Below are 13,216 nucleotides of genomic sequence, written 5' to 3' on the forward strand. Positions count from 1 at the left end.
TTGCATGAAGAAGTTTTACATTTTTATATTGACTTTAATAAGTCATCTTTCTTTTTCTCAGAATTTTACAGACACAAAAGGAGAATTGCAGATTTCGGCTTCAGGTACTGCGACCTATACACTGCCTATTGCTACCCCGCCCAGCATAAAAAATGTTGCGCCTATTATTAATCTTACCTACAGTAGTGGTGTAAGAGGAGGAATCGCCGGACAGGGATGGAGCATCAATAGTATTTCTACAATTAGCCGTATGGCAACCAGAAGAGATATTGATGGCTTTGTTGACGGAGTAGATTTTGATGACAATGATAAACTGGCATTGGACGGCCAGCGCTTACTTATAAAAACAGGAACTTACTGGGCCAGCGGTTCTACTTATGAAACCGAGTACAAAAGCAATACCAAAATCGAGCTGAAGATAGAGGGGACGACTACTTATTTTATTGTTACTGCTCCAGACGGATCGCGTAGCTGGTATGGATCAAAAGGTTCGGGTAGCTTGCAGAATTCGGTTTCGCTGAATGCTTGGTATATCGTTCATTACGAGGATACTTACGGTAATTTCATTGATTATAATTATGAAACAGTTACTTACAACAACACCAATCAGCTTTACATAAGTAATATTGTTTTTAGCGGAAATACAGCGGCAGGCATTGCTGCGCAAGATAAAATAAGTTTTTTTTATAGAAACTCATTAAGGGTAGAGCGTGATTACTTAAAAGGAGTTCCCGTTTACGCATCAAAGATTTTGGACAATATTAAGGTTTATGCCGATAATACACTTTTTAGGACCTATCAGTTGACTCATATAGTTGATCCTGGTTTAGGATATGAGCGTGTTGCAAGTATCAAGGAAATAAATGCGCAAAGTGAAGAGTCAAATCCTGTGGTATTTACATACGGCACCAGTCCTAATTATCAGGAAAGAACAGAGAAAGAATATACAAACAATCTATCTTTTGACAAAACTGATCTTGCAGGGGATTTTGATGGTGATGGACGACTAGATTTTATAGTGGATAATAAACTTTTTAAAAATTTGTTTCAAGGCAGTAGCGGGAATGAACCTATATATATGCCCTTATATGCTATGTCTGGAAGAACATTCTCTGCGACTACTTTAACAAATGACAGGCTGAATCAGTTTAACAGCATAATCGATCCTGTTGCAGATCTCAATTCGCTTACATTCAATTATTATAATTTGAATAATAATTCGGTAAATCTTGTAAACACCAAAACAGTAGCAATACAAAATATTGTTGCCAATGAAATTCAATGTACCACAGGAGGCGGTGGAGGAGAAGAGCAAAGTAGAGGTGTGGCCACTACTGCATCAACTGAATATCCGGACAAGGTTAATCTGAATAATCAGTATTTAGAAGGAGATTTTAATGGTGACGGTATTTCTGAGGTGATAATATTGCAGCATCATCAAGTTGACCATTATGGAATGGACGGGCCTTGTACAGGACCTCACGGAGAAGCATTAAACTGTAATTGCATACTAAAGGAATCAAGTGTCGGCAATTGCATCAGCAGTGCATATTATTTAAATCTTGCGCCCAATGCTTCAACAGTGCTAAACACAAAAGATTTTGTATTAATGTCTGATTTCAGCTATTGCAAAGAATACGAAAACAGATTTACAGCAGATTTTAATGGCGACGGTAAAACCGATATCCTATTTGTTGACAATACTACAAAAAATTATCGAATAGCTTCACTTCGCCAATTGAATACGGCTCCTTGGATTGCTGTCGAAATCATTGGGACAGGAAATCTTGATCAATATTCCAAAACGAAACAAATTCTTTTTGGAGACTATAACGGCGATGGGAAAACAGATGTTATGCTGCCAACGAGTGAAGGAGGAAATGCACAAGTACAATGGAATATCTATTATAGTAATGGCAATCCATCTGGAGGAGAGTTTTTTACCAAACAGTCACTTGATATTGTAGAATATCGACCAGATACTACCAAAGAGACGCCAATGCCATTTACTACTCAAGCACATTATAGTGGTTATTTTGCAATTGACATCAATAAAGATGGAAAATCAGATCTAGTGCGTGTCTGGAGAAGATATTATAAAGACGATTGGAGTATCAACAATCATGACACGCAATGGCAAGTGACAGGATTTATCAATAATATCGGGATGGTTGGTGTTGATGGTTTTTCTGCTGGGTACAATTCAGGAGTTTTTACCTCAAACTCTCCGGATGTTCCTATTCCTATCCCATCCAATTTTAAATTCAATGGAGCTAATACAGATCTTATTGTCGTAAGGGCTCATTACAACAAAATTGAGTATTATCAATTTAACAAAAATGTTGATGCTGAAAATAGGATGGTTACCGTATCAGAATCAGGTGGAAATATTGTGCAGACTGTTGAATATAAGTCAATGGAAGCAAGTGATAACGCTCAGGGTAATGCATCTAGCGATTTTTATTCTTCTAGTAACAGTGTAACGTACCCGAATGTTGAAATCATAAGGAACGCAAACAGTTTTTTGGTGTCAAAGCTTACGGCTACTATCAATGGAATTTCTAAATATCAAAATTTCAGATATAGAGGCTATGTTTCTAATTTCAATTACGGAACTGTCGGTTTTATCAGAACTACTCGAAGCAGCTGGTATGTTAGTGATTCAGACACGAAACTGTGGACAACACAGCATAATGATGTTGCGCTTAAGGGAGCAAACACTATAACATGGAGCAGTACAAACGGAAGTACTGTTTTTGATAGTACACCTACAAATCTTTTGAGTACCAAAATTAATGAATTTGCTGTTTCGACCACAGGAGGAGATCAGCCATGGAATACCTATCAAAATGATATTACTATTACTAGTGCTGTTGCTTCAAGCCAAAGTTTCATTGCAAACAATTCGGTTACTGCTTCATCTGCTGTAAATGATAATCTGAATGTGAATTATCAGTCATCACAAGTAGTCTTGAAGCCGGGTTTCAGTGCGAAAGGAACAAGCGGAAGCAGTTTTAAAGCTTATACTTTGGTTCCCGCAGGAACTGCAGCGCCTGCTAATACTAGTGTATATAATATACTGTTGACCAAGCAGACTTCGATTGATCATTTGACAGATACCAAAATTGAAACGACTTTCACTTATGACGGAACGGTTCAGAGTACAAATTATTTTGGACTTGAAACCAAAAGCGTGACGAAAACATTCAGTGGAGCGACACTGCAAGGCACGACAACTGTAGACACTCAATACGACAGTAATCCATTAGGGATAGGAATTAACTATTATGTTGGAAGGCCGAAAAAAGTAAACAAGTCGACAAATATCTATACAGGTGATACACGTACCTCAGAAGAGGTATATAGCTACAGCGGTTTAAATTTGGTTAAAACGGAGAAAAAAGGCCATAATACTTATGCTGTCGTAGAAGAGATGTCGTATGACGCATTAGGAAATTTATTGACAAAGACAGTAAGTGCTCCAGCAGCACCTACGCCACTTCCTTCTCGAACGATAAAAGACGAGTACGATGCTACCAAGCGTTTTGTTGTAAAGAAAACAGATCATCAAAATTTCGTTACCAATTTTGAATATAATTCGCTTGGCCAAGTGAAAAAATCAACAGATTATATGGGTATTGTAAATGATTTTGTTTACGACAATTGGGGCAAATTGCTGACAACAACAGTAACTAATTCTTCAGCTGTTCCGATTGTCACGACTAATGCCTATGCAAAACTTTCGACAGGAGGTTACACGTTGACTACGACAAACAATTTAGAAGCAAAAACTATAACGGAATATGATGTTTTAGGAAGAACTGTAAAAAGCTCAACAAAGGGATTTGCAACAAATTCGATAATTTCAAAGCAGGTTGTATATGACGCCGTAGGAAGAAAAGAAAAAGAAAGCGAGCCTTATTTTTCATCTCCTAGCCTTTGGACAAGCTATGAGTATGACTACTTGATGAGGCCTACAAAAGTAACCGCTCCTACTGGGAAAATTCAGAGTATTTCCTACTCAGGCCTGACTACTACTAGTAATGATGATGGAAAAACAACTACAGCTACTGTAAATGCATTAGGAAACAAGGTGCAGACTACTGATCCTGGAGGAACAATCAATTTTATCTACTTTGCAGACGGTCAATTGAAGGAATCCGATTATCAAGGAAACAAAGTACAGATTGATATTGATGGATGGGGAAACAAAATTACGATGATTGATCCAAGTGCTGGGACTTATACTTATAGTTATGATGCATACGGCCAGCTTAAGACTGAAACAACGCCCAACGGGACAACATCTTTGGTGTACGATGCAGCCGGAAAGCTGACAGAAAAAACAATCGTTGGAACCAACACCAACAGCAAGACCACGTATGCTTATAATGGATTGAACCAAATAACAAGCAGCAGTTTTGTTGACAATACGGAATCAAAAACAATTACAAACAGCTATGAATATGATAATTTAAAAAGATTGTCTAAAACAACGGAAACTACTCCGTATGCCGTTTTTGTGAAAGAATTGGCTTTTGATTCGCTAGGAAGAATCGATAAAGAGACATCTACAGCAACTGCATCTGGCAAGACAAGTGCCAAAACGATAAAAAACACCTATCAGAATGGCTTTCCATGGCAGATTGTGGATGATGCTACGCAACAGGTCTTGTGGCAGGCAAATAGTGTGAATGAAAGAGGCCAGCTTTTGACAGGAACATTTGGAAATGGAATTGCTGTGACTAATGGATATGACCAATACGGTTATGTAACACAGATCAAACACGAGAAAACAAATCCGTCAGTCGTAAATATCATGATGCTTAATACTTCATTTGAAATCAAAAGAGGTAATCTGAACAGTCGTACGAATAGTCTTTTCAGTCGAAATGAATCTTTCAAATACGATAATCTAGATCGTCTGACTGAATTCACAAATGGACAAGGAGTTCAAGAAGGACAGATTTACGATGATCGCGGAAGAATTACTCAGAACAGTGTAGGTACTTATGAATATGATGGTACAAAAACGTACCAAAATAAGGCTATAACACCAACACCGGAGGCATTGAGTTATTATACAGCGAGGCCAACTCAAATTATCAGCTATAATACGTTCAAGAGCCCTGTACAGATAGAGGAAACGGGAGTTGACAAAATTAGCTTTACTTATAATGATGGCAATGACCGTAGTAGTATGTTTTATGGTGGCTTGCAGACAGACAAACTGCAAAGAATTTATCGCAAACATTATTCTGCTGATGGAACAATGGAGATCAAGCAGAATATTACAACTGGAGCTATTGAGTTTGTCACCTATATCGGAGGTGACGGTTACAGCGCTCCTGTTGTTTTAAAAAGTAATGGGACAACTCAAAATTACTTATATTTACATCGAGATTATCAGGGAACGATTGTTGCAATTTCTGATCAGGCTGGAGCAGTTGTTGAAAAACGATTGTTCGATGCTTGGGGAAGTTTAGTGAAAGTTCAGGATGGAGCAGGAAATATTCTGACAGGATTGACAGTATTAGATCGTGGATATACAGGTCATGAGCATCTGCAGAGTGTGGGGATTATACACATGAATGGGCGTTTGTATGACCCGAAATTACACCGATTCTTGCAACCTGATAATTATGTACAGGAACCGTTCAACACGCAGAATTACAATAAGTATGCATATGTATTAAACAATCCTTTGAAATATACTGATTCATCAGGGGAATTTGCAGAAATTGGATTTTTTGCTGCTGTGGGCATTGGAGCAGCTATTGCAGCTTTAACTTATACAATTACTGCCTTGGTTGCAGATGTTCCTTTTAGTGTAGGAGGATTAGTTAAGGCAACATTTATAGGTGCAGCAAGTTCCGCAGTGACTTTTGGTATTGGAAGTGCTTCTACTACAATATTTTCTAATTTCTATTCACAAGCAGCATTCCAAGCTGTTGCGCATGGAACTTTTCAAGGAAGTATGACAGCAATTTCAGGAGGGAAATTTTGGAGTGGGTTTGCGGCTGGAGCATTGAGCAGTATTGCTGCGAGTGCATGGAGTGGAGGGACTACCACGACTAAATATTGCGATGGAGTAAAAGGAACTGTTACTCATGCAGGTTTAGGTAAAGGCACCGGCGATATTGGTATGATCGCTTTTGGTACAGTTTCTGGAGGGGTTGGAGCACAACTTACTGGAGGGAATTTTTGGCAGGGAGCTGTTACAGGGCTTGTAGTTAGTGGTTTGAATCATTTTGCGCACTCGTCATCCAATAAATTAGAAAAAGAATATACAATAAACGGCAAAACATATGATCATCAGGGATTAAAAGAATATTTTGCAACGGTTATAGGGGAGGCTTCAAATAATACTCAGGAAGCTCAAGGCATTGGAGAAGTAATTTTAAATAGAATTGATGACCAGGGAGCAACATTAACCGAAGGGTTTATTGATAATATTGGAGGAGTTAATCAATATGATGCTATAGGAGGTAAAATTTATAATGAGATCATGAAGATGAAATTATATGATATTATTGATATGAAGCCTGAAAATAGTTATTACAATCGTTCAATAGGTGCGTCAAAGGCCTTATCAAATTGGTGGCATCTAAAGCCAGGAATAACAGATGGAGCTTTTTTCTGGAATGCAACTTGGCAAAAGGACCAAAAAAATGTTGGAGCAAATTGGAGAGCCTATAACAAAGGAACATTTTGTATCAGTGCACAATATGGACAAACTACATTTTTTCAATATTCAGACTCAAATAAACATTGGCCATGAAAATAAATTGCAAAATTTTAGGTATAATAGCTTTTCTTTTAATTAGTTGTAATAAGGTGGAGAATAATTATAGTATTACTAATCATTTTAACGATGATTCTTCCACGACAATTTATTTATTGAAGAATAACATAAAAATTGATAGTTTAAAAGTGGATGATTATTATGGTAAGGATAGCATCAGAATTCTTCAAAAAAAAGAATGGAATTTTATTTATTCAAGTAGATGTGGTTCAGGTTGTTCAGTTAAAAAACAAGTTGTGCTTGCAGTAAAAGATGATAGTTTAAAAGAGAAATTGCATATTCAAGCTGAGTATTATGAAAGTATAGTAGGTGATTTAAGCCATAAAAAATACTTTAAAAGAATTATTTCAATTAAAAGTAATAATAATAATTTAGTGATAACTAAAACATGTATAAAAAATGATTCAAAATATTTTTTAAAATCTGAAAATTTAACATTTGATGAAACTAAAAATATTTACTTTAATTATAAATTTAAATTTGAAAACAAAATTTATAAAGGAGTAAAAATAGACTCATCTGAGTATATTTTTTATAAAAAGAAATGGTATGAATTTAGTGAGAAGGAACAAAAACTTTATCATAGATTTTGATGTAATGGCTCCCATACGAATCCTTTCGTGCGATGAGCATCGACAATGAATATGATAAGAGAATCCCCCGCTCACCGAAGAGTTCTCATAAAAAGCTGCGCAAATGTCTCTGACTTTGCGCATTTTTTTTTGTGCAAAGACTTTACTGGATTTTGATTATAGAAATCACGTAAATAATTTGCCTAGAGTTGATTTTTTTGAATACAACTAAACCTTGTTTGTTTGCGATTGTACTTCTTTGATTTGTATCTTAGTTGTACTTTAAATCTGTTATTAGTTATTTAGTACGAGAATGTTAATTTCTGGGAGTGATAATTACGATGCTTGCGCCAAAGAAAGCTTTAAAATCAGAAGTACACCAATTCTCTAAGGCGAAATCAATGGTTTGTTCTGTTCCGTTGTCCCTTAATAAATACAGTCTTTAATAATTAATAATTTTTCCAGACATTGCTGTCGCTCAAGCGTCTGATATTACTTGGTTTCAATAATGTTTCCAGATTCAGCCAAGCCAGATATTATTTTTTGAAATGTTTTTCCAACTACCAGATTAATATTCGAAAAATAGGATGGAAGGCCCTCAGCGACATTAGTTATATCAGTTCTCACCTCGAAATGAAGATGTGGAAAAAAGGAGCTGCCGGAAACGCCAATTTGTGCAATTTCCTGTCCAGCTTTTACCAAATCTCCCTTTTTGCACTTTAAACTGTTTTCTTTTAAATGGCCATAGATACTTACTGAGCCATCTTTATGCTCAATTGCGATGCAATTTCCATATAGTTCCAAAGGATTTTCTTTGAGCTTAGAGATGTTGAAATTTTTATCGTCTTTGTGTTCGCCTATCGCATAGATTATTTTTCCATCAGCTACCGCGTAGACTAAATCTCCAAATCCAAAATAATCAGAATTGTTTTCTCCGTTGTTTTTAAATTGATTGTTGTTAGAATCAAGTACTACAAAATCGTAGGCATAACGCATGAAATTTGATTTTAAATCCAGCAATTTGATAGGCTCGAAATTATAGTCGAATCTTCTATGATGTGAATTGTAATCATGTGCATCATATACAAGGACACGACCTTTTAATGGTAATTTATAATTTATTTTTTGTTGATATTTTTTAGGTATAATAATAGTTTTTACAACAGTTTCATTTTCTTTCGGATTACTGAAAATCCATTCGAATTCTAATTTTGCCAAATTAAATGAATTGTCAAATTCTGAAAAAGGATTAAATACCAAATGGCTTTGCTTACCATTCCAGTTGCGAGTAGGCAGCAATAAAATGCTGGGTGCAGTTCCATTATTATCAAGAAATTTTGTGTGAACCAAGTGATTTTGATTATCAAAAACCGAAACTTTAATACGTTCTAAGATCAGTGTATCTGTCGATTGATTTGAAAGTAGAAAATCAAAATTCAGAATTTGTTTATTGTCACTTTGCTCAATAAAAATTGAAGATGGTTTTGAATCAATCAAAATTTTATTTTGAGCATATACCGGAATCCCGATAAAAAATAATAGAAATGCAATGTAGTAAACTGTTCTCATCTTTGATAGTGTTGGTGGTTGTCTAATTTAAGACGATTGTTTTTTTTAAAGGTTACATGAGATCGTACATTTATATTAGATAAGAAAGTTTAATAACTGTATCAAATTTCCGATATATCCAAACACATTGTACATGATTTTGCCACAAAACTTAGAACAGAAATTTGTAACTTTTTTTATTGTAAAATTCTTTTTTATTCGATGTGTTTCTGTGTCCATTTTATGGTATGAACTCCAGTGCCAAAGTGTGCCATAATTTGGCCTGACACTTGTACCTTAGTGTTAAAACTATTTTCGAGGTACAATGGGAGTACAAATAAGAACAAAGTTGCGCAAATAAAACGAAAGTTTTGGGTATAAAAAAAAAACACTACATTGTTGATATGTAGTGATTTAATGTATTTTTTTTTGAATGATGTTTTGTGTTGTTTTGTGCCTCTATTTCCCGATGCAGAAATTAACAGCCAGTATTTACTGGATCTAACAGATGCCGAGGTACAATAGAGGTACAAATCTGAATATGATTAAACAAAAAAAAACAACTAAACCTTATTTTTTTCAAGGTGAATGCGGAATTTTGTTAACCTGTAATAATATCTTTTTAAGAACACATTAATTCAGTGGTTGAAACAAAATTATGAAAATTACTTGATTGAAAATAGTTTTTATTTTTTAAGGAGAGTCTTCTAGTTTAATTTTCGAACGAATGTGCTGATTTTGCGTAAAATTTTAATTTCTTAATATCAACAGCTATTTATTATTTTTTCATATCTTTGAACAACCGGTTGTGTTTGTTATTTATATTCCATTATTTTCTAATAGTTTGACGGTCTCTTTAGATTGTTTAAACTAAGTTTAAAAGCAAAGCTTACTAATTCTTTGATTTAGTATAGGGTTTTGCTATGCCATTTGTTGCCACTGAAAAGAAAGAATTAATTATAAATTAAATAACAAACAAGGTATGCCTGAAGATAATATTGATAAAATAAATTTCGAAGAAATTAACAAATCTGCAATTTCTAAGCCTCTAGTTTCACATATATACACAGCTGATCCCTCGGCGCATGTATTTGAAAATAAAATATATATTTATCCTTCCCATGATATCGAAGCTGGGATTTCCTTTAATGATAATGGTGATCATTTTGGTATGAAAGATTATCATGTGTTTTCGATGGATTCTATAGAGTCAGAAACGGTAGATCATGGTGTTGCACTACATGTCGATGACGTAGCATGGGCAGAAAAACAAATGTGGGCTCCAGATGCGGCGTGTAAAAATGGTAAGTATTATTTGTATTTCCCAGCAAAGCGTGCAGATGGAATTTTTCAAATTGGCGTTGCAGTGAGTAATTCGCCTACAGGGCCTTTTGAAGCTCAAAAAGAGGCGATAAGTGGAAGTTACAGTATTGACCCTGCTGTTTTTGAGGATGATAACGCTAAGCATTATATTTATTTTGGAGGCATCTGGGGTGGACAACTTCAAAAATATAGAGATAATAAGTATGATATCAATAACCAAGAACCATCTGATACTGAGCCTGCTTTAGGGCCCATCGTGGCAATGCTGTCAGATGATATGCTAGAATTTGCAGAAATACCAAGGGAAATTAAAATTCTCGATGAGAATGGAGAACCGTTGAAAGCTGAGGATAATGAACGACGTTTCTTCGAAGCTTCTTGGGTTCATAAATACAATGGTCAATATTATTTTTCATATTCGACTGGAGATACACATTATATCTGTTATGCAATAGGCGACAATCCTTATGGGCCCTTTACTTATCAAGGCCGTATTCTTAATCCGGTGATTGGATGGACATCACATCATTCGATTTGTAAAGTAAATGACGAATGGTATTTGTTTTATCATGATTCGAGTTTGTCAAAAGGAGTGACGCATTTGCGAAGTATTAAGGTAACTAAAATCGACTATACAGATGACGGAAAAATCCTTACCATAGATCCATATGGTTTAAGAAGACCAACGGAGTAAATGTGGCTTGTTAGAATCTTATGCAGTTTAACCAAATTATACTGCATAAGATTTTAATAATATAACGAGTAAAGTAATCAAGAAAAGTAAACTTAATTATTTGATAGTCTAGGGACGCTATTTGTTGAGGCCGATTGTGATTTTAATTTGTTTAATGAAGAGTAGGAAAATTACATAGTACTACATCTTATGTTTTTTTAGACAATTTTTCTTTCTCTATTAAAGAAAATTAGAAAAAAAGTCATTCATTTTTTTACTCTATTTTTTAAAAAATAATTAATAGAATTTCAATTTTTGTGGAATTCAGATCGAATAAAATTGATAAAAAACAAATATTTTATCAATTTTATTATAGAGACTGTTTTTTACTATACGGTTTTTTGCTTATTTGTTAAAGATATTATCAAGCAACCGGTTGTTTTTTCAAATGTTTCTTTATATTTGTAATAAGTACACTTATTAATTATTTGCATTCAATTATTTTATAACCACACATTTCAAAGAGATGTTAAAATACAAGAACTAATTAAAATGAAACACCAAAAAATATTTCTACTGCTATCCTTATTATTTCTTTTTTCTTTTAATGAAATAAAAATTAAAGATTCCCTAGTAAAAGCGCAAATTGGTAAAATGCCAATCTTTTCAAATGTTGTTTATACAGGCAATGATGATATTTATAAAAATAATTCTTTAAAATCAGACGAGTTTTATACTCCAATTTTGCAGGGATGTTATCCTGATCCCGCTATTACCAGAAAAGGAGATGACTATTATATGGTTTGCTCTTCTTTTGCCATGTTTCCAGGAGTGCCAATTTTTCATTCTAAAGATTTAGTGAATTGGACAGATTTAGGAGGCGTTTTAAATAAGGTTTCAGAATTTAATCCTCACGATACTGGAATTAGCCAAGGAGTATACGCACCAGGTATAACTTATAATCCTCATAATGATACTTTTTATATGATTGTAACTGCTTTTACGGGAGGAATGAGGAATATTATAGTAAAAACAAAAGATCCAATGAAAGGTTGGGGAAGCCCTATTAAATTGGATTTTAACGGTATTGATCCTTGTATTTTTTTTGATGATAACGGAAAAGGATATATTGTACATAATGATGCACCAGACAAAGGAAAAGAATTGTATGAAGGTCATCGTGTAATTAAAGTTTGGGAGTATGACCTTGCAAATGATAAAGTAATTCCAGGCTCAGATAAAATTATTGTAGACGGAGGTGTCGATCTTTCTAAAAAACCAATTTGGATTGAAGCACCACATTTATATAAAAAAGACGGTCGTTATTATTTAATGTGTGCCGAAGGCGGAACTGGTGATAATCATAGCGAAGTTGTTTTTGTTAGTGACAGTCCGAAAGGTCCTTTTGAACCAGCATCAAACAACCCGATTCTGACACAAAGGTATTTTCCACAAGATAGACCTGAAAAAGTGGACTGGGCAGGACATGCTGATTTAGTATTAGGTCCTGATAATAAATATTATGGAGTATTTCTTGGTATTCGTCCTAATGATAAAAATAGAGTGAATACGGGACGAGAAACTTTTATGTTGCCTGTAGATTGGTCTGGCGTTTTTCCAGTTTTTGAAAACGGACTAGTTCCTCTCAAACCAAAAATGAAAATGCCTAATGGTGTTATTGAAAACAAAACTGGAAAAGACGGATTTTTTCCTAATGGAAATTTCACGTTTACAGAAAACTTCACATCTGAAAAACTAGATTACAGATGGATCGGGCTTAGAGGGCCTCGAGAAAATTTTATTTCGGTAACCAAAAAAGGACTTGAGATCAAGCCTTTTGCAGTAAATATTAAAGAAGTCAAACCAACTTCAACACTTTTTTATAGACAGCAGCATAATACTTTTTCTTTTGCATCAACAATAGATTACAAACCACGATCAGAGAAAGATTTGGCTGGAATTGTTTGCCTTCAGAGCGAGCGTTTTAACTACGTGTTTGGTATTACCAAAAAAGGAAAAGATACCTATGTTGTATTGCAAAGAACCGATAAAGGGCAATCAAAAATTGTTGCAAGTACTAAAATTGAAATCAAAAAAGACATTCGTCTTCAGGTAAAAGCAACAGGAGACAGCTATCAATTTAGCTATGCTTTAAACGGTATTGATTTTGAAAATTTAGGAGGAAGTGTTTCTGGCGATATTCTTTCTACAAATGTCGCTGGAGGTTTTACTGGAGCATTGGTAGGATTATACGCTACTAGTACAAATGACGCTTACGCAGAATAAAAAGAAAAA

5 protein-coding genes are annotated in these 13,216 nt (G+C 34.7%); 4 read left to right on the forward strand and 1 reads right to left on the reverse strand.

All coding sequences use genetic code 11. The annotated features are described in order from the left end of the window. Nucleotides 1-4: 4 nt before the first annotated feature. Together EYY60_RS02705 and EYY60_RS02710 are read left to right on the forward strand one after the other, a co-directional pair. Nucleotides 5-6,781: an RHS repeat-associated core domain-containing protein gene (locus EYY60_RS02705; protein WP_132987864.1), complete on the forward strand. Its 6,777-nt coding sequence runs from the start codon at nt 5-7 to the stop codon at nt 6,779-6,781. Beyond that, nucleotides 6,778-7,398: a hypothetical protein gene (locus EYY60_RS02710; protein WP_132987865.1), complete on the forward strand. Its 621-nt coding sequence runs from the start codon at nt 6,778-6,780 to the stop codon at nt 7,396-7,398. The genes EYY60_RS02705 and EYY60_RS02710 overlap by 4 nt, the downstream gene beginning before the upstream one ends. A 471-nt stretch (nt 7,399-7,869) precedes the next feature. On the opposite strand, the gene EYY60_RS02715 is transcribed toward EYY60_RS02710, so the two are convergent. After that, nucleotides 7,870-8,946, reverse strand: coding sequence for a M23 family metallopeptidase (locus EYY60_RS02715; RefSeq protein WP_132987866.1), 1,077 nt, complete (start codon nt 8,944-8,946; stop codon nt 7,870-7,872). A 961-nt stretch (nt 8,947-9,907) separates the two neighbouring features. Here EYY60_RS02715 and EYY60_RS02720 point away from each other — a divergent pair. Then, nucleotides 9,908-10,942, forward strand: coding sequence for a glycoside hydrolase family 43 protein (locus tag EYY60_RS02720; protein ID WP_132987867.1), 1,035 nt, complete (start codon nt 9,908-9,910; stop codon nt 10,940-10,942). 633 nt (nt 10,943-11,575) lie between these two features. After that, entirely contained in the window at nt 11,576-13,207 is a 1,632-nt protein-coding gene (locus EYY60_RS02725; RefSeq protein WP_235832273.1) for a glycoside hydrolase family 43 protein, read from the forward strand. Nucleotides 13,208-13,216: the final 9 nt, after the last annotated feature.

This window comes from Flavobacterium zhairuonense (assembly GCF_004352915.1).
Lineage (GTDB): Bacteria > Bacteroidota > Bacteroidia > Flavobacteriales > Flavobacteriaceae > Flavobacterium > Flavobacterium zhairuonense.

Bases quoted from the DNA above. Each gene is read 5' to 3' on its own strand.
- EYY60_RS02705 (WP_132987864.1), top strand. From the start codon at position 5: ATGAAGAAGTTTTACATTTTTATATTGACTTTAATAAGTCATCTTTCT.
- EYY60_RS02710 (WP_132987865.1), top strand. From the start codon at position 6,778: ATGAAAATAAATTGCAAAATTTTAGGTATAATAGCTTTTCTTTTAATT.
- EYY60_RS02715 (WP_132987866.1), bottom strand. From the start codon at position 8,946: ATGAGAACAGTTTACTACATTGCATTTCTATTATTTTTTATCGGGATT.
- EYY60_RS02720 (WP_132987867.1), top strand. From the start codon at position 9,908: ATGCCTGAAGATAATATTGATAAAATAAATTTCGAAGAAATTAACAAA.
- EYY60_RS02725 (WP_235832273.1), top strand. From the start codon at position 11,576: ATGCCAATCTTTTCAAATGTTGTTTATACAGGCAATGATGATATTTAT.